The sequence below is a fragment of the Type-D symbiont of Plautia stali genome, from assembly GCF_001485335.1.
Taxonomy (GTDB): domain Bacteria; phylum Pseudomonadota; class Gammaproteobacteria; order Enterobacterales; family Enterobacteriaceae; genus Pantoea; species Pantoea vagans_C.
The window spans coordinates 38651-57436 of sequence record NZ_BBOC01000015.1 but is presented as its reverse complement, the minus strand read 5'-3'; the positions used below and the strand labels follow the sequence as shown (position 1 = coordinate 57436).

General features: G+C 56.8%; 17 protein-coding genes and 1 riboswitch. Of the genes, 11 read left to right on the top strand and 6 right to left on the bottom strand.

Features of this window, described 5'->3' with window-relative positions; translation table 11 throughout:
- Nucleotides 1-51 precede the first annotated feature (51 nt).
- On the top strand, nt 52-1884 hold the full coding sequence (locus PSSD_RS07080) for an ABC transporter ATP-binding protein (protein WP_058970177.1): 1833 nt from the start codon (nt 52-54) through the stop codon (nt 1882-1884).
- Here PSSD_RS07080 and PSSD_RS07075 read toward each other — a convergent pair.
- A complete protein-coding gene (locus tag PSSD_RS07075; RefSeq protein WP_058970176.1) occupies nt 1881-3005 on the bottom strand; it encodes a GNAT family N-acetyltransferase in 1125 nt (374 codons plus the stop codon). The two genes, PSSD_RS07080 and PSSD_RS07075, sit on opposite strands and share 4 nt — an antisense overlap.
- Nucleotides 3006-3258: 253 nt before the next feature.
- On the opposite strand from PSSD_RS07075, the gene PSSD_RS07070 reads away from it, so the two are divergent.
- From PSSD_RS07070 to PSSD_RS07060, 3 genes are all read left to right on the top strand, one after another.
- Entirely contained in the window at nt 3259-4158 is a 900-nt protein-coding gene (locus PSSD_RS07070) for a LysR family transcriptional regulator (RefSeq protein ID WP_039333088.1), read from the top strand.
- A 98-nt stretch (nt 4159-4256) separates the two neighbouring features.
- A complete protein-coding gene (locus tag PSSD_RS07065; RefSeq protein ID WP_058970174.1) occupies nt 4257-5198 on the top strand; it encodes a glutathione S-transferase family protein in 942 nt (313 codons plus the stop codon).
- 11 nt (nt 5199-5209) lie between these two features.
- Nucleotides 5210-5815 carry an alpha/beta hydrolase gene (locus tag PSSD_RS07060; RefSeq protein WP_058970172.1) on the top strand — a complete coding sequence of 202 codons (606 nt, stop codon included), beginning with the start codon at nt 5210-5212 and terminating at the stop codon, nt 5813-5815.
- Here PSSD_RS07060 and PSSD_RS07055 read toward each other — a convergent pair.
- Together PSSD_RS07055 and crcB are read right to left on the bottom strand one after the other, a co-directional pair.
- Nucleotides 5812-6609 (bottom strand): sugar phosphate isomerase/epimerase family protein, encoded by a 798-nt coding sequence (locus PSSD_RS07055; RefSeq protein ID WP_058970170.1) that lies wholly within the window; start codon nt 6607-6609, stop codon nt 5812-5814. The genes PSSD_RS07060 and PSSD_RS07055 overlap by 4 nt on opposite strands.
- Before the next feature lie 118 nt (nt 6610-6727).
- Nucleotides 6728-7105, bottom strand: a complete 378-nt coding sequence (crcB, locus tag PSSD_RS07050; RefSeq protein WP_039333080.1) for a fluoride efflux transporter CrcB — start codon at nt 7103-7105, stop codon at nt 6728-6730.
- A 90-nt stretch (nt 7106-7195) separates the two neighbouring features.
- A riboswitch (Fluoride riboswitch) is annotated at nt 7196-7271 on the bottom strand.
- A 106-nt stretch (nt 7272-7377) separates the two neighbouring features.
- On the opposite strand from crcB, the gene PSSD_RS07045 reads away from it, so the two are divergent.
- Entirely contained in the window at nt 7378-8295 is a 918-nt protein-coding gene (locus PSSD_RS07045; RefSeq protein ID WP_058970168.1) for a nucleoside hydrolase, read from the top strand.
- 308 nt (nt 8296-8603) lie between these two features.
- Here PSSD_RS07045 and PSSD_RS07040 read toward each other — a convergent pair whose 3' ends face one another.
- Nucleotides 8604-9632, bottom strand: a complete 1029-nt coding sequence (locus tag PSSD_RS07040; protein WP_058970166.1) for a zinc-binding alcohol dehydrogenase family protein — start codon at nt 9630-9632, stop codon at nt 8604-8606.
- A 135-nt stretch (nt 9633-9767) separates the two neighbouring features.
- Here PSSD_RS07040 and PSSD_RS07035 point away from each other — a divergent pair, with 135 nt between their 5' ends.
- Entirely contained in the window at nt 9768-10670 is a 903-nt protein-coding gene (locus PSSD_RS07035) for a GntR family transcriptional regulator (RefSeq protein WP_039333329.1), read from the top strand.
- A 172-nt stretch (nt 10671-10842) separates the two neighbouring features.
- Nucleotides 10843-12195: an MFS transporter gene (locus PSSD_RS07030; RefSeq protein WP_039333331.1), complete on the top strand. Its 1353-nt coding sequence runs from the start codon at nt 10843-10845 to the stop codon at nt 12193-12195.
- Between the two features lie 60 nt (nt 12196-12255).
- On the opposite strand, the gene PSSD_RS07025 is transcribed toward PSSD_RS07030, so the two are convergent.
- Nucleotides 12256-13170 carry a LysR family transcriptional regulator gene (locus PSSD_RS07025; RefSeq protein WP_039333333.1) on the bottom strand — a complete coding sequence of 305 codons (915 nt, stop codon included), beginning with the start codon at nt 13168-13170 and terminating at the stop codon, nt 12256-12258.
- A 2-nt stretch (nt 13171-13172) separates the two neighbouring features.
- A complete protein-coding gene (locus PSSD_RS07020; protein WP_058970164.1) occupies nt 13173-14228 on the bottom strand; it encodes a dipeptidase in 1056 nt (351 codons plus the stop codon).
- A gap of 199 nt (nt 14229-14427) precedes the next feature.
- Here PSSD_RS07020 and PSSD_RS07015 point away from each other — a divergent pair, with 199 nt between their 5' ends.
- Genes PSSD_RS07015 through PSSD_RS07000 form a run of 4 tightly spaced genes read left to right on the top strand, consistent with a single transcriptional unit; the run spans nt 14428 to nt 18757 of the window.
- The gene (locus tag PSSD_RS07015) at nt 14428-16023 is read left to right on the top strand and encodes an ABC transporter substrate-binding protein (protein WP_058970162.1); all 1596 of its coding nucleotides are present in this window, start codon (nt 14428-14430) and stop codon (nt 16021-16023) included.
- Entirely contained in the window at nt 16023-17033 is a 1011-nt protein-coding gene (locus PSSD_RS07010) for an ABC transporter permease (RefSeq protein WP_058970160.1), read from the top strand. Before PSSD_RS07015 ends, PSSD_RS07010 begins: the two co-directional genes overlap by 1 nt.
- Nucleotides 17030-17929, top strand: coding sequence for an ABC transporter permease (locus tag PSSD_RS07005; protein ID WP_058970158.1), 900 nt, complete (start codon nt 17030-17032; stop codon nt 17927-17929). Before PSSD_RS07010 ends, PSSD_RS07005 begins: the two co-directional genes overlap by 4 nt.
- Entirely contained in the window at nt 17930-18757 is an 828-nt protein-coding gene (locus tag PSSD_RS07000; protein ID WP_058970156.1) for an ABC transporter ATP-binding protein, read from the top strand. It abuts the gene before it with no gap.
- The last annotated feature ends 29 nt before the right edge of the window (nt 18758-18786 follow it).

Genomic DNA, 18786 nt, shown 5'->3' with positions numbered 1-18786 from the left:
TATTTAGTTGCACTAAGCTGTTAACTCTCACCAAACGGAAAGAGTGACTTTATGTTGTATCGTCGTTTTGAACGTTTTATCAATATTTTCCAGGATGCACCAACCGATTCTCCACCCGCCAGCGTATGGCCGTTCTATCTCTACTACCTGCGTCAGGTGTGGCCAAGCTTTGTCGCCCTGCTGATTGTCGGGCTGGCGCAGGCGCTGATTGAAGTGGCGCTGTTTAGCTATCTCAGCCGTATTATCGACCTGGTGAATCACTCCACACCCGCCACCCTTTTTACCGATAACTGGCCGGTGCTGCTGTGGATGGGCTTTGTCGCCCTAATCTTACGGCCAGTGATCATCGCCTTGCACGATATGCTGGTGCACCAAAGCATTAACCCAAGCATGACCAGCATGATCCGTTGGCAGCATCACAACTACGTGCTGCGCCAGAGCCTGAACTTCTTCCAGAATGACTTCGCCGGGCGCATCGCCCAACGCATCATGCAAACCGGCAACTCACTACGCGATTCCGCGGTGCAGTTAGTGGATGCCATCTGGCATGTGGTGATTTACGCCGTGACCTCGCTGGTGCTGTTCGCAGAAGCCGACTGGCGCTTAATGATTCCGCTGATTATCTGGATCGTCGCTTATAGCGTGTCGCTGAGCTTCTTTGTGCCGCGCGTGAAGCAGCGTTCCGTGGTCTCTTCCGAGGCGCGCTCGAAACTGATGGGCACCATTGTGGATGGCTACACCAATATCGCCACCATCAAATTATTTGCCCACAACGATCTGGAGAAGCGCTATGCGCGTGAAGCGATTCAGGAGCAGACCGACAAAACCCAGCACGCCAGCCGCATGGTCACCACCATGGATATCACGCTGTCGACACTGAACGGCCTGCTGATTGTCAGCACCTCAGCCCTGGCATTGTGGTTGTGGAGCCAGTCACTGATCAGCGTGGGGGCCATTGCGCTGGCTACCGGGTTGGTTATCCGCCTGGTGAATATGTCAGGCTGGATCATGTGGGTGGTGAACGGCATCTTCGAAAACATCGGTATGGTGCAAGATGGTTTGAACACCATCGCCCAGCCGCTGAGCGTCCAGGATGAGCCGCAGGCGAAGGAGATGCAGGTTACGCGCGGCCAGATTCGTTTTGAAGATGTGCGCTTTGATTACGGTGGCAGTCGCCAGGTGATCAATCGCCTCAATCTCACCATCAAACCCGGCGAGAAAATCGGTTTGATCGGGCCGTCCGGTGCCGGTAAATCCACGATGGTCAACCTACTGCTGCGTCTCTATGACATCAACGGCGGGCGCATCCTGATAGATGACCAGAACATCGCCGAGGTGACACAAGAGAGCCTACGCGGGCAGATTGGTATGATCACCCAAGACACCTCGCTGCTGCACCGTTCGATTCGTGAAAACCTACTGTACGGGCGCCCGGATGCCACTGAGGATGAGCTGCAAGCGGCGATTATTCGCGCCCGCGCTGATGAGTTCATTCCGCTGCTGTCCGATCCACAAGGCCGTACCGGGCTGGATGCGCATGTCGGTGAGCGCGGGGTGAAATTGTCTGGTGGGCAGCGTCAGCGTATTGCTATCGCCCGCGTGCTGCTGAAAGATGCGCCGATTCTAATCATGGATGAGGCCACGTCAGCATTGGATTCCGAAGTGGAAGCAGCGATTCAGGAGAGCCTGGAAACCCTGATGCAGGGCAAAACGGTGATTGCCATCGCGCACCGTCTTTCCACTATCGCCAAAATGGATCGCCTGGTGGTGCTGGAGAAAGGTGAAATTGTCGAGATGGGCAACCACCGCGAGCTGCTGGCACACGGCGGCTTGTACGCGCGTTTGTGGCAGCATCAGACCGGTGGTTTTGTCGGCGCGGATTAATCGCCACGTCGATACGGCAGGGCATCGCGCGCTTCAATCGCCCAGGCGCGCATCCCTGCCCGCTCCTGCACCAGATATTCCTCCACCGCTGCACGCAATCCCGGATGGCACAGGTAGTGCCATGAGTGGGTAATTTGCGGTTCGAAGCCGCGCACCAGTTTGTGCTCACCTTGTGCACCGGCATCAAAGCGCTGCAACCCTTCGGCAATGGCGAAATCCATGCCCTGATAGAAGCAGGTTTCAAAGTGCAGGCGGTCAAACTCCGCCAGACAGCCCCAGTAGCGCCCGTAGAGCGTATTACCATCCACCAGATAAAAGGCCATGGCGGCCGGCTGGCCCTGCACGCTGGCGATGGTCACCCGTATCGATCGCGGCATACGTTCGGCCAGCAAACTGAAGAACTGGCGCGTCAGATAGGGACGCTGCCCGCGCACCGCGTAGGTGTTGGCATAACAGGTGTAGACGAAATCCCACTGATCTTCGCTCAGCTCATCACCGCGATACCAATGAAATTCAAAGCCGCTGCTCGCCACCTGTTCACGCTCTTTACGCAGCTGTTTACGCTTGCGCGACATCAGGGTGTCGAGGAAATCCTGAAAATCCCGGTAGCCTTTGTTGTGCCAGTGATACTGAATGCCAAGGCGTGCCAGCCAGTCGGGTTGCTGCGCCATAACATCGTTGGCGAACGGCGTGGTGAAGTTGATATGCGCGCCGCTCAGGCTGTGCTGCTGTAAATGGTCAGGCAATGCCGCCAGCAGTTGGGTAATGGCAGTATGATCCCCCAACAAACGGGCACCGGTCACCGGGCTGAAGGGAATCGCGCCCAGCCATTTCGGGTAATACTGAATGCCCGCACGGTGGCAAGCATCCGCCCAGGCGTGGTCGAACACATACTCGCCCTGAGAATTGCGTTTTCGATAGCCCGGTAGTGCGGCGCTGAGCGTGCCATTTTCACGCCACAGCAGGTGATCGGGCTGCCAGCCATTTTCTGGCCGCACGCAACCACTCTCTTCCAGAGTGAGCAGAAAGGCGTGGCGTAGAAAGGGTTGATCGTCAGGTAACAGCGCATCCCATTCGAGAGCGGAAATCTCCGCCAGCGATGACAGGTGAAGCAAAGACATTGATGGCTCCCGGCCAGCTTGAGGCGAAAGCCTAGTTCAACAGGTTTTGCGGCAGGGGAAAAGAGGCGGCGCACTGAATGCCTAATGGATCAGATACGATTAAAGTTCCTGCGGCCTTTAACCAGGTGCGCATGAATGCGCACCCTACAAATGTAGGGTCGCCATTTATGGCGACCGCTTTAATCAGCGCACGTAACCACAGAAATTTCAATCAATCACGTATACTCACCCTTTTCCCTTTACTGGAACCGCCATGGATCGTCTCGATTGTGACCGCATGTTTGTCGCGGTGCTGGAAGTGGGCAGTTTTGCTGGCGCCGCTGAGCGTCTTGGCACCAGTAGCGGTCAGGCTTCAAAGCTGGTGTCACGGCTAGAGCAGGAGCTGGGGGTGCAGCTGTTTAAACGCAGCACGCGTGCACTGTCGCCCACGGAAGTGGGTCGGGCCTATTACGAACGGGTGAAAACCCTGCTGGAAGCCTTCGATACGCTGGATGCCACGGTACGTGAAAACGCCACCACCCCCACCGGCCGCCTGAAAATCAGCGCACCTGGCACTTTCGGTACGGCGGTGCTCGCCAGCGTGTTAGTGGCTTTCGCTCGCCACTATCCGTTGATTGAACTGGACGTTAATTTCTCCGATCGTGCAGTCAACATCGTGGATGAAGGCTTCGACATGGCGATTCGCATTGGCAAGCTGGATGACAGCAGCCTGATTGCGCGCCGTCTGGGTGATGTGCCGATTCGCGTGGCGGCATCGCCAGCCTACTTGCTGCAACAAGGCACGCCACAGCACTGGCGCGATCTGGCCGCTCATCAATGTATCAGCGACACCAATTTTCGCGATCCCTGGCACTGGCCGTTTGTCACACCCTGCGGCGATAGCGTCAGCATGCCAATTCGCGGCCGTTTATGTTTTTCTAATACCGAAGCCTGTTTGCAGGCGGCGATTGCTGGTTTGGGCATCGCGCGTTTGCCCGGTTTTATCGCCGCGCCTGCGCTACAGCGGGGTGAAATCGTCTCGCTACTGGAAAACTTTGCCACGCCACCGCTGGGCCTGTTTGCCCTCTATCCGCCCGCCCGCCATCTGGCGCAAAAGACCCGCTTGCTGATTGATTTCCTCGCCGAACATTTCCAGCAGCAACCACCCGGCTGATTCCTTCCAATTTGGAAGCAATGATTGTCATTTTGCCCGGATTATCACCCAACCAGCAGCGCGATATGCTGACTCTATCACCACAGAGGAGCAGAGCGATGTTGGTAAATGGTAAGTGGAGCGCAGAGTGGCATCCGGTACAAGCCACCGATAAACAAGGCGGTTTTGTCCGTCAGACGTCCAGTTTTCGCCACTGGATCACCGCAGACGGCTCCAGCGAATTTGCAGCCGAGCCGGATCGCTATCATCTGTATGTGGCGCTGATTTGCCCGTGGGCTTCCCGCACCTTGGTGGCGCGCAGTCTGAAGGGACTGGAGGATGTCATCAGCGTATCGGTGGTGGAACCGCAGTTGGGCGCACAGGGCTGGCACTTCGGCGACTATCCCGGTTCCGACCGCGACTGGCTGAATAAGGCCGAATACATTCACGAATTGTATACCCGCGCAGATGCCAACTTTACCGGTCGCGCCACCGTCCCGGTGCTGTGGGATAAAAAGACGCAGACTATAGTGAACAACGAGTCAGCAGATATCTTGCGCATGCTGAACAGTGGATTTGGCGATCTGGCGAACAATAGCCTCGATCTTTATCCCGAGGATCTGCGTGCCGAGATCGACGCGATCAACGAATCGGTCTATCCCCGTCTGAACAATGGCGTCTATCGTACCGGGTTTGCCACCACCCAGGTAAGCTATCAGCAGGCGTTCAATGACGTATTCAGCCAACTCGATGAACTGGAGCAGCGCTTGCAGGACGGTCGCACCTTCCTGCTGGGCGAGCGCCTGACCGAGGCGGATATTCGTCTGTTTGTCACGCTGATCCGCTTTGACGTGGCCTATCACGGCCTGTTCAAATGTAACCTGCGCCGCCTGCGCGACTATCCGCTGCTCGATCGTTATCTGAAGAGTATGCTAGCGGTCTCGGGTGTGCGTCAGACAGTTAACATCGACCATATCAAACAGGGCTATTACTCAATCAAAGCGTTGAATCCAAACGGCATTGTGCCGGTTGGCCCCGATATGGCGGATTACGGTTTTTAAGGAGCAGTGGCATGGCAAAAGCATTAGTGATTTTTTTACACGGTGTCGGCAGTAATGGCGACGATCTGGCGGTGCTGGGTCAGCATTGGTCCAGTCTGCTGCCGGATGTGGCTTTTGCCTCGCCGAATGCGCCCTTTCCGTTTGAACATGCAATGGGTTACCAGTGGTTTAGCCTGACGGGGATCACGACAGAAAACCGTCCGGCGCGCGTACGCGAAGCGCGTGCGACCTTTGATGCGACGTTACAGCAGTTGATGGCGCAGCACGGGATGGCTGATGCGTGGGATAAAGTGATTCTGGTGGGCTTTTCGCAGGGCTCGATTATGGCGCTGGATGCGCTGGCATCGGGACGCTACCCATTAGCAGGCGTGGTGGCGTTTTCAGGCCGCCTCTCTTTTGACGGTACATTAACCCCACAAACCCATACCCCAGCACTGCTGATTCACGGCAAAGCAGATGGCGTGATTCCCTACAGCGAGACTGAATCCGCCGCGCAGCGTCTGCAGGCAGCGGGTTTGGCGGTCGAAGCGCGTTATGAAGCCACCACCGGGCATACCATTTCTTCACAGGGTGCCATGCAGGCCGCGACCTTTATCGCTCAGTGCCTGCAGGACTAAGGCCAGTAGCGGTTTAGTGCCTGCCAGGCTTGTTGCGCAGCCACTTCCGGCGGCTGCGCTTTTAATGCATCGTTGAACACTTCAATGCCTACCGGCCCACTGTAGCCGCCACTTTTTAGCTTATCGATAAAGCGTTCGACTTCAATGATGCCGTCGCCGGGCAGTAAACGCTGGTGGCGCGCATAGTCACTGAGCGCACCCGGCTCTTGCGGCGGCATCTCCGCCATATCGCACAGTTGCACCTCGTAAATCCGATCGGCGGGTATGCCATCCAGCTGTGAGGCATCGCCGCCTAACGCACAGATGTGGAACAGATCGACCACCAGCCCGATATTCGGCTGATCCAGTCGCTGCAAACGTTCCCATGCCAGCGGCAGCGTATTGTCGACGCTGCACCACGCCATCGGCTCATACATGATGCGCATGCTGTAGCGTGCGGCTTCGGATGCCATCCAGCGCAAATCTTCATCGATACGTTCGGCCACGCAGTCTGTGCGAGTGGTGGCAGGTGCCTGCAGCGTGTTGCAGCCAATCGCCTGCGCAATCTGGATGAACTGCCGCATTTCCTCGCGCTTCTGCAGTCGCAGATGATCCGGCGCACCGGTGAAATCGCGCAGCACCTGCAGATTGGTGAAGCCGAGAGCTAACTGTTGCGCCAGCGGCGCTGTATTGGCCTCAACGTCTTCCCGCCAGATCTCAACCTGCTCGAAACCCGCTGCACGCGCGGCACGCAGCTTTTGTTCAGGTTCACCGTTTAACAACACCAGGTTAAGGAATTTGGGGTTACTTCGCATCAACGGGCTCCCTAATCGTCCGGATAAATCGGTGACAGGTTCTGCTTGTCACGCAAACAGAACACCGACCAGTATCTACCTCTTAGGAGTTATTTCAAGCCCGTGATGCGCCGGGGTTTTATCCCAACAAATTGACCACGGCAAAACCGGCAAAAGTCATCAGCAGTGAACCGATAACATGCACCATGACGCTCGACATCGCCCAGAGGTATTTTCCGGTTTGCAGCAGGCCGACAATTTCGGCTGAGAAGGTGGAGAACGTGGTTAAGCCGCCGCACAGGCCGGTGACAATCAGTAACTTCCAGAAGGGATCGATGTGCGGGTTACGCACAAAAAAGGCCAGCGCCGCGCCAATGATAAAGCCGCCCACCAGGTTTACCATCAAAGTGCCCGGCGGCAGATTAGGGAACAGCGCATTAAAACGTAGCGAGATCAGCCAGCGCAGCGAACAGCCCACGGCACCACCGAGCACAACAGCCAGTAACGACTTCAACATACTTTTGGAGCTCCTGAAATGAGTTACGCGCAGGGCCGCGGCAGGACAGAAAAACGCCTGACACACCGCCGTCTCCCGCGCAGGGAATGAGTGTTGTCATGCGTCATCAGCCGTCTGTTTCCAGAACGGCGGTTGGGGAAGGTGGCACGCCATCACCTTAGCGGCATGATAATACGCTGGCACAGCGGGGGTGACAATATCGGGCAACGATTGGCTTACCTTTGCACACGATTATGTTTTAACGTGGAGCCATCATGAGAGAGGAGATCCCAATGCGTACCCTGATTTTTGACACGGACATCGGTGTGGACGATGCCTTTGCACTGGCCTACGCGGCGAAAACTCAGCAGTTGCTGGGGATTACCACAGTGTTTGGCAATGTGGCGGTTGGCCAGGCGGTGAAAAATGCCCGCCTGTTTTGCCAGAAGATGGGCATTGATGCGCCGGTGTATCGCGGCTGTTCGCGTCCGCTGGCACTGGCCCCCTCTGCGCCCGCCACGCTGCACGGCATCGATGGACTGGGTGATGCCTTCGACAATCCGCACAGCGAAGAGGCCCCCAGCGCGGTGCAGTTCATTATCGACAGCGTGCGTGCGCAGCCGTATGCCATCACGATTGTGGCGATTGGGCCGCTGACCAATATCGCCAGTGCCATCAACCAGGCGCCCGATATTATCCCGCTGGTGAAGGAGTTGGTGATCATGGGCGGTGCATTCGGCACCGACGGCCACTCCGGCAATGTATCGCCCTTCGCCGAGTTCAATATCTGGAAAGATCCGCATGCTGCCGATCAGGTACTGGCCTCGGCGCTACCGGTGGTGGTGCTGCCGCTGGATGTTACCCATAAGGTGTTGATCACCGGAGAGGAAGTGCGGCAGTTAAATCAGCCAGTGCTGAGCGCGATTTGCCGTCCGTATCTGGCTTACAGCTTGCAAAAAGAGGGCTTTGAGGGGATGGCGCTGCATGACACCTTGACGCTGTCATGGCTGGCATTGCCGCAGGCTTTTACGGTGACAGAAGCGCCAGTGCGGGTGGTGACCGAAGGCATTAGCCGCGGTCAAACAGTACGACGCCTGAGCGCCCTCGCCTCGCGTGAAGATCCGTTTGCCGGACTCCGCCCACAGCGCTTGTGCCTCGGCGTGGATGCCGAAGCGGTACGGGAACACTTTTTTGCGGCACTGCAAATGTAGGGTGCAGAATAGATGCAACCTCACAACGCCCTTACCACTCCGCACCTTAGCTACGAAGCAAGCTGGGGCCGCTTTGGGTCCGGCAATCCGCAGCGCTGAACGGAATGAGGAGGCCAGGAGAGCCAGCATGGATGCGGGCGAAAGGCGCAGCCGGGACAGGGAATGTCCCGTCTGCGTCGGTCCGTCAGGCTGACGAGAGAAGTGAAGGCACCGCGTGAGCGGCGCGAGGACCGCCGGACCCAAAGCGGCCCTGGCTGGCGTTATCTCATTGACAAAAGTAGCAGGCTGTAACCCCGATACGCCCAATCTCAGCGTGCGAATTGAATCACACCCTTAATCAGCTCGCGATTGTTAATCACTTCAGACTCGAAGGTTTCCGCCAGGGTCGAAAAATTGTAATGGCGATTTAGCATGATATCGGCACGTAACTGCCCAGAAGCCATCAGTTCGCCGACTTTAGCGAAATCTTCATGGGTGGCGTTGCGACTGCCCAATACGCTGGCTTCGCGTTTATGAAACTCAATATCCGGGATCACCAGATCGCCTTTGTGCAAGCCAACAAACACGATGGTGCCACCGTGACGAATCAACTTCACCGCACCGTTCATCGCTGCCGGGCTGCCGGTGGCATCAATCACTTTCGCCGCCAGTCGCCCGCCAAACTCTGCCCGCAAAGCCGCGTCAAAATCCTCGGCCAGGGGATTGATCGTCGCTAACCCCAGTTTTTGCGCCACATGCTGACGGCGCGGTTCACTGGTATCTGCGACCACCACCTGCGCGCCCGCCGCCGCTGCAATCGCCGCGACGCCCAAACCGATTGGCCCAGCACCTACCACCAGCACCTGCTCATCCGCTGCTACCGCTGCGCGGCGCACCGCATGGGCGCTGATGGCAAAGGGTTCAATCAATGCCGCCGCTTCCGGCTCCACCTCATCCGCGGCCAGCAGATTACTGGCCGGCACACTGAGAAACTCACAGAAGCCGCCGTCCTGGTGCACACCAATCACCGAGATATTTTCGCAGCAGTTGGTTTTTCCGCTCAGGCAGGCATCGCATTGCTGGCATGACACATAGGGAATTAGCGCCACACGCTGCCCCACCTTAAAGCCGTTTGCCCGGTTGCCCAGTTCAACCACTTCACCACAGAGTTCATGACCCAACACGCGTGGGTAGCTGAAGAACGGCTGATTTCCCGCCCAGGCGTGGATATCGGTACCACAAATACCGGCGGCGATGGGTTTAATCAAAATCTCGTGCGCGGCGGGCGTAGGTTTCTCACGCTGCTGCCACACCATGTTGCGCGGCTCGGCAACCACCAGGGTTTTCATTGTTGTCATGGGCTTCTCCTGTGCTGATGTCGCAGTTATGGCGAAAATCGGCGATAACCGCTTTTTGCACCTGCGGAAGTGTGAAGCAGCGCCATTTTTTTGGGCTTTGTGTGGTTTTTAATAAATAAAAAACCGGAGAACACGATGAGTCGAAGCCAAAATTTGCGCCAGAATGTCATTAATCAAATGCTGGAGGGCATCGCCAAACGTCACATCCGTTCTCCATTGCCACCGCAAGCAGCGCTGGCTGAAATGTTTAATATCAGCCGCACCACCGTGCGCCACACCCTGCAACATCTGCATGAGCGTGGCGTACTGGATAAAGTCGAAGAGACCTACGTTATCGTACGCGATCCCAGCGAAGACGATGGTTTTAGCGCCCTCAGCCCGCCGATCGATCAGCAGGCGCTGCAGTTCGAGCAGACGTTTTTTAACCTGATAAACCAGCGCCAGCTGATGCCCGGCGACAGCTTTAGCGAGTTGCAGCTGGCACAGCAGGTGAAAGCCAGCCCGGTGGTGGTGCGCGAATTTCTGCTGCGCTTTATGCGTTACGATCTGCTGGAACCCGTTAAACGCGGGCACTGGCGCATGAAAAAGTTTGATCAGACTTACGCCGAAAACCTGTTCGAGCTGCGTGAGATGCTGGAAACCCATGCCCTGACGCGCTTTCTTAATCTGCCTTCAGAAGATGAGCGCTGGATTCAGGCACGTGACCTGCTAGATCGCCACCGGGCGATGCGCGACACCATTGCCAGCAACTATCGCCACTTTGCTGCACTGGATAAGGAGATGCACACGCTGATTCTTTCCGCCGCTAACAACCCGTTTTTCAATCAGTCACTGGAGATTATATCGGTGATTTTTCATTCGCATTATCAATGGGATGAGACCGATTTGAAGCAGCGGAATATTGTGGCACTGGAGGAGCATATGGCGATTCTGACAGCCTTGATCAGCCGCCGGGATGTGGAGGCGTTATGCGCCTTACATAACCATCTCGGCACGGCGAAGTCATCGATGATCCGCTGTATTCGTCAGTACAATTAAAAACCGATTAAAAACCACAAAGCATAAGCGCCCGCACGAATCTGAAACATCCTCGCAACATCCCGATCGGTTTACTTCTAGTCTCCAAAGCAATCCATTGTGGCAGCACCGTTTCGCTGCCGCAGGATCCCAACAGTTGATAACGATAAGACCCCATACCTGGGAGGTTGCAATGGAAAATACATCCGCACGTGGTCGTGATACCGCACCCGCACCCGTCGCCGACGGACAAGATTTTGTCCCGGCGCGCAGTGACGTGGTGCGCTCACCGCGCATTAAAAAGATTCAGGTGACGGCGATGTTGCTGCTGCTGTTTGCCGCCATCATTAACTATCTCGACCGCAGCTCGCTGTCGGTGGCAAATATGACCATCCGGGGTGAACTGGGGCTGTCAGCCACCGAGATTGGCGTGCTGCTGTCAGCCTTTTCGCTGGCTTACGGTTTAGCGCAGCTGCCCTGTGGTGCACTGCTTGATCGCAAAGGGCCACGCATCATGTTGGCACTGGGGATGTTTATCTGGTCACTGTTCCAGGCGGCGGCCGGTCTGGTGCATAACTTCACCCAGTTTGTGCTGGTGCGTATCGGGCTCGGTATCGGTGAAGCGCCGATGAACCCGTGCGGCGTTAAAGTGATCAACGACTGGTTCAACATCAAAGATCGCGGTATGCCGATGGGCATGTTTAACGCCGCCTCGATGATCGGCTTATCCGTTGCGCCTCCGATTCTGGCCGCCATGATGCTGGTCATGGGCTGGCGCGGCATGTTCGTCACCATCGGCGTGCTCGGCATGTTCCTCGCCATCGGCTGGTATCTGATGTATCGCAACCGCGATAACAGCAAGCTGAGCGCTGAAGAGATTCATTATTTGCAGGCAGGCAGCGTGGCTTCACGCAAAGAGCCACTGAGCTTTGCCGAGTGGCGAGGCCTGTTTAAGCAGCGCACCATGTGGGGCATGATGATTGGCTTCAGCGGCATTAACTACACCGCTTGGCTGTACATTGCCTGGCTGCCGGGTTATCTGCAATCCACTTATCATCTGGACCTGAAAAGCACCGGTTTGCTGGCGGCGATTCCATTCCTGTTTGGTGCAGCTGGCATGCTGTTGAATGGCTATGTGGTGGATGCACTGGTGCGTCGCGGCATGGATGCGGTGAAAGTGCGTAAGGTGTCGATTGTCAGCGGCATGCTGCTGTCTGCGGCCTTCACGACCTTCGTGACCCGCGCCACAGATACCACCAGCGCCGTTACCTTGATCGGTATGGCCCTGTTCTGTATCCACTTTGCCGGGACATCGTGCTGGGGCTTGATTCACGCCAACGTCACCGCGCGTATGACGGCTTCAGTAGGCAGCATCCAGAACTTCGCCAGCTTTGTCTTCGCCTCGTTCGCCCCGGTGATCACCGGTTGGGTGCTGGATACCACGAAGTCGTTTAGCCTGGCGCTGATGATCTGTGCCGGTGTGGCGGTGGTGGGTGCGCTGGCGTATTTGGTGTTAGTGCGTAAACCGATTACGGATGGGGTGTAATCCAGGTGCGCATTAATGCGCACCCTACAGCGATCTCACGTGATTTCGTAGGGTCGGCATTTATGCCGACCTGGTAAAAAACCGCGTTTCACACTGACGTGCAATTTCCCATAACTTATTGCGAATCACCTGCTTTAACTGCAACGTTGACTGCGATTGCGGCTGATCGCGGCGGCTGATCAGCATCACTTCAAACGGCAGCGGCTGTGCCACTGGCAGTAATTTCAGTTGGTCGGCATAGCGGCAGGCGGTGAACAGATCCACCACGCCGACACCGCCGCCCGCCAGCACCATATCCGCAATCACCGAGTAGGTTTTAATCGACAGTGACACCGCCGGGTCCAGACCTTTATCACGCAGGGCGCGATGCAGCACGCGGCCCAGCGGGTCATGGTTCTGCATCATCAACAGGTTATTGGCGCACAGCCACTCCAGCGTGGCGGGGGCGTTATGTGTGTGGTGCTGCGGCAATAACGCCACCATTGAGGATTGAAACAGCGGCTCCGCGAGCAAATCGGCATCCACCTGCTGACCAAACACCAGTGCAAAATCGAGCTGATTATCCATGATCATCTGGCACAGCGTACTGAAGTGCTCAGTCACTAACTCCACGCTCACCGACGCCGCTTGTTGACGCCAGTTCACCAGCGCCGGGGCTAACACCATCTGACCAAAAGCATGTGCCGCACCCACGCGAACAATTTGTCCCTCGCCGCGTCGCAGCTGCTCGGTTAGCTGGGTAATCGACTGCAAACGCTGGTAGAGATCTTCCACTTCCGGTAACAAACGCCGCCCTTCTGCGGTAACAATCATCCCTTGCGCCCGCCGCTCAAACAGCGCGAAACCGAGTTGCTGTTCGGCATGATTCAGCACCCGGCTGACATTTGGCTGCGACACATTCAGCAATCGCGCCGCCGCACTGATGCTGCCGGTCTGCACAATCGCCTGAAACACCTCAATATGACGCAGCCGCATGATTATTCGCCCCAGGTGGCTTCGAGCACTCGCAGCCAGTTGCCGTGGCAGATTTTTTCCAGCAGCTCACGCGAATAACCGCGTGCCGCCAATGCGTTGACGATCAACGGGAAACCGGCGACATCTTTCATATCCCCCGGCATGGTCGCGCCATCCAGATCGGAGCCAAAGCCCACGCCATCTTCGCCCACTTTTTCCAGCAGATATTCCACGTGCTGCACGATGGCATCAACGGTGGTCGGCGCATGACGGTCGCCATCTTCCCGCAGGAATGGCACCGCGAAGTTGACACCAACAAAGCCGTGGGTTTCTTTGATCGCCGCCAGCTGGCGATCGGTGAGGTTGCGCGATTGAGCGCTAATTACATGGGCATTGGAGTGGCTCGCCACCAGCGGTGCATCACTGATTTCCGCGGTATGCCAGAAGCCTTTTTCATCCATGTGCGACAGATCAACCATGATGCGGCGGCGGTTACAGTCGCGCACCAATTGCTTGCCCGCTGCCGTCAGACCGTTGCCGATATCCGGTGATGAGGGGTAAAGGAACGGCACGCCATCACCAAACTGATTCGGACGGCTCCACAGTGGCCCCAGGGTACGTAAGCCGCTGGCATAGAGAATATCCAGCAGCTCACCATGAGTATCGAGCGCTTCGGCCCCTTCCACATGCATCACCACCGCCAGCACGCCTTTCGCCATGCAGTCGCGAATGTCGCGCGCGCTGCGGCAAATTTTCACCTGCCCTGCAGAAGCCTGCTCAATACGCAGCAGCAGCGCCAGCATCGAAAAAGTCGCCTCACGCGCAGCGCCAATAATTTCCTGAGGAAAATCTGAGAGGTCTGGCGCACTTCTTGCAATCAAAGGATGTGATGGCACCCAGGTGGCAAAAATCCCACCTACCATATTTCCTTGGCGGATACGGGGAAGATCCATTTGGCCACGGCCGGTGCCCTGCAGAAATGCCTGCACCGCATCAGGCTGATGGTGCTGCCACAGTTTATTGAGCACATCGTTGTGACCGTCAAAGACCGGTATGTCGAGGTTAAGCGTGTCAGACATGTTGTATCGGTTCCAGGTTCGGGAGAAAGCGCAAGCGCTGCCAATTAGCGGGGCAGGTTGCACCAAAAAGAGGCAAGCATTCAAGCGTGAAACAAATGACTTAATCCCATTATTAATCCCCCTGCACACGGGGAAAGTCAAGACATAAAACAGCAAAATAAAATAATTTAATTTTAATAATCAATAACTTGGAGTTGTCATGGTAACCAGAAGACGTTTTCTCGCAGGATGCGCAGCCGTACCTGCTTTTTCCTATCTCAGCCTCAACACCGCGTTTGCCGATACCCCGCCCAGCATGTTGGTAATGGCCATGCAGCTCGACAACATCACCAGCCTCGACCCCCATGAAAGCTTCGAAGCCACTGGCGGTCAGATTTGCGGCAACATGTACCAAAAGCTGGTGATGCCGGATCCACAACATGCGGAAAAAATTGTCGGCCAACTGGCCAAAAGCTGGGATGTGAGCAGCGATAACGGCACTTACACCTTCCACCTCGATCCAGCGGCAAAATTCGCCGACGGTACGCCACTGACGGCAGAAGACGTCGCCTATTCGATTGAACGTATCGTTAAACTGGATAAAAGCCCGGCCTTTATCATCAACCAATTTGGCTTCACCAAAGACAACGTCACCCAGATGGTGACGGCGAAAGATGCCCATACCGTAGAAATGAAACTTGGCGCGCCGGCAGCAGAAACCTTCCTGCTGTATTGCCTGTCCGCCACTGTGGGCAGCATCGTGTCGAAAAAAGCCTGTGAAGCGAATCAGCAGAACAATGACTTTGGTAATGCCTGGCTGAAGCAGCACAGCGCCGGTTCGGGTGCTTTCACCCTGCGCACTTGGAAAGCCAGTGAAACGGTGATTCTGGAGCTGAGCCCGCAATATGCCGCGCAGAGCATGATTAAGCGCGTGATCCTGAAACACATTGCTGACCCTGCCGCGCAGGCGTTGATGGTGAAGAAAGGCGATGTCGATGCCGCCTATGACCTCACCACTGAACAACTTTTACCGCTGAAAAACGACAGCAGCGTGTCCCTGGTGAATCAATCGCTGTCGGCCATCATGCTGATGTCGTGCAACACCAATAACGAATACCTGAAAAAACCTCAGGTGTGGCAGGCGCTAAAATGGGCGCTGGACTACGACAGCATCCAGAAAAACATTCTGTCGATGAGCTTTATCACCCATCAAAGTTTCCTGCCGAGTGGCTTCCCCGCCGCGCTGGACGACACGCCATTCCACAAAGATGTGGCGAAAGCCAAGTCACTACTGGCGGAAGCGGGTTATCCGAATGGCTTCGAGATCACCCTCGACCACTACTCCATGCAGCCTTACCCGGATATTGCCCAGGCCATTCAGACGCAGCTGGGTGCGATTGGCATCAAAGTGTCGCTGATTGCCGCCGAGAACCGTCAGGTGTTGACCAAAATGCGTGCCCGTCAGCATCAATTGGCGCTCACCGTGTGGGGTGCCGACTATTTCGATCCTAACTCCAACACCGAAGCTTTCTGCGTCAATACCGATAACAGCGACAACGCCCGTGCGCGCACCCTGGCATGGCGCTGCAGCTGGTCTGATGAAGAGTTTAATAAGCTGACAGAACAGGCGCTGCACGAGCCAGATCCGGCTAAGCGCATCGCGCTCTATCAGCAGATTCAGCAGTTAGGCCGCGAGAAGAGTCCGTTTATCTTTATGATGCAGAAGACCAAAAACGTCGCCTGCGGCAAGAACATCAAAGATGTACACATGACCGTGCTGGAGCAGTGGCCGTATGATCAGGTGAAAAAAGCCTGATGCCATTACTGAAAAAAATCGTCAGCACTCTGGGAAGCCTGGTGCTGACGCTGTTTGGTTTGTCGGTACTGACCTTCTTTATTGGTCGCGTGATGCCCACCGATCCGGTGCTGGCGGCGGTGGGTGATAACGCACCGCAGTCGGTAGTGGATCGCGTGCGGGTGGAAATGGGGCTGGATCAGCCCCTCTACATCCAGTTTGGCCATTACCTCAACCAGCTGTTACATGGCGATTTGGGGAGATCGATTCTGACGTCGAACCCGGTCACCACCGATATTGCGCGCTTCTTCCCCGCCACCATGGAGCTGGCCACGGCCGCGATCATTATCGCGGCGCTGATCGGTATCCCGCTCGGCGTGTGGGCGGCAGTGCGGCAGAGCACCTGGGTGGATCAAACCATTCGCGTGGTGTGTCTGGCGGGACACTCGCTGCCGGTGTTCGTGCTGGCATTACTCAGTCTGCTGGTGTTCTACGCCGTGTTGGGCATTGCGCCCGGCCCAGGTCGGCAGGACATCATCTGGCAGGATATGGTGCCACAGGTCACCGGATTCCTCACCATCGACTCATTGCTGGCAGGTGAGACCGATGCCTTCTGGGATGCGCTGGCGCATATGGCGCAGCCGGTGTTAATCCTCGCTTACTTCAGCATGGCCTACATCACGCGTATGACGCGCACCTTCATGCTCAATGCATTGAGCGGCGAGTTCGTGATCACCGCGCGGGCCAAGGGATTGTCCTCACGCCGGGTGATTTGGCGACATGCGTTTCCTACCGTGGCCGTGCAGCTGGTGACCGTGCTGGCGCTGACCTATGCCGGTTTGCTGGAAGGTGCGGTGGTAACGGAAAACGTCTTCGCCTGGCCCGGCCTCGGCCAGTATCTCACCACTTCTCTGATGAACGCCGACATGAACCCCGTAGTGGGTGCAACGCTCCTGGTGGGCACGGTGTATGTGCTGCTCAACCTGCTGGCTGACCTTCTTTATCGACTTTGGGACCCGCGCGTAAAATGATCTTCTTCTCTCGTGACTGGCTGTTAGATGACACGCCAGCGAATCGCCGTCAGGCGGTGTGGGGCCGTCGTTATCGCCTGTGGCTCAGTCTGCGCAGTAATCCGCTGGCGATGGCTGGATTAGCGGTGATTGCCGTGATGCTGCTGCTGGCGCTGTTTGCGCCGTGGTTAACGCCATTTGACCCCAGTGTGCAGCATCTGGATAACCGCTTAGCCGCACCCTCTGCGGCTCACTGGCTCGGCACCGATGAGCTGGGCCGAGATGTCTGGACGCGTATTATCTACGGCGGACGCACCACGCTGGGCATGGTGATCGCGGTGGTGGTGTTGACCGCCCCGCTCGGCCTGCTGATTGGTTGTATCGCGGGTTATGCCGGGGGGATTGTCGATAAGGCCTTGATGCGTATCACCGATATCTTCCTCGCCTTTCCGCGTTTGATTCTGGCGCTGGCGTTTGTCGCCGCTCTCAAGCCCGGCGTGGAGAGTGCGATTCTGGCGATTGCCTTAACCGCCTGGCCGCCGTATGCCCGTCTGGCACGTGCAGAGACCCTGCAATTCCGCCACAGCGATTTTATCGCTGCCAGCCGGCTGACCGGTGCCTCGCCAATGCGCATTATCCTGCGCCACATTATGCCGTTGTGTGTGCCGAGCCTGATTGTGCGCATCACGCTGGATATGAGCTCCATCATCATCACTGCTGCCAGCCTGGGCTTCCTTGGTATGGGCGCACAGCCCCCTTCGCCTGAATGGGGCACGATGATTGCCACCGCACGCCGCTTCCTGTTCAGCGAATGGTGGGTGCCGCTGATGCCATGTATCGCGATTTTCCTGACCTCACTGGCGTTTAACTTTCTCGGCGACGGTCTGCGTGACGTGCTGGATCCCAAGGAGCGCTAAATGTTGGTGGAAATTGAAAACCTGCGCATTGCGTTTCGCAGTCGCGCTGAAACCTTTGAAGCGGTACGCGGCGTGAGTTTTAGCGTCGGCCGCGAGAAGTTCGCCATCGTTGGCGAGAGTGGTTCGGGCAAATCCCTGACCGCTCGCAGCCTGATGCAGCTCCTGCCCGGCAACGCCGAGGTGAACGCCGATGTGCTGCGTTTTGACGGTATTGATCTGCGCGGGGCCAGCGAGAAAGTGCTGCGCCAGATTCGCGGTAAGCGCGTCGGCTTTATCCTGCAGGACCCGAAATATTCGCTCAATCCGGTGATGACCATTGGCCAGCAGATTGCTGAAGCCTGGCGCGAGCACAAAGGCGGCAGCCGCAAAGCCGCGATGCTGGCGGCGATTGACCTGCTGGAGCAGGTGAAGATTCGTGATGCAGCCGCAGTGGCGAAACGCTACCCGCATGAAGTGTCTGGTGGCATGGGCCAGCGCGTGATGATTGCCATGATGCTGGCACCGGACCCGGAATTGCTGATTGCGGATGAACCCACCAGCGCACTGGACGCCACGGTGCAGGCGGAGATCCTTAAGTTGATTGACGATCTGGTGTCGGCGCGCGGTATGGGGTTGATCCTGATCAGTCACGATCTGCCGCTGGTGTCGCACTTTTGCGATCGCGTGGCGGTGATGTATGCCGGACGTATCGTCGAGCTGCTGGAGGCCGGGCAATTGCAGCAGGCGCAGCATCCGTATACACGCGGGTTGCTGGCCTGTTTGCCGTCGTTGAAACATCCTCGCGAGCGTTTACCGGTACTACAGCGCGATGCGGCGTGGCGGGAATAATCCAGCGCCTGGTAACACGGTCGGCATAA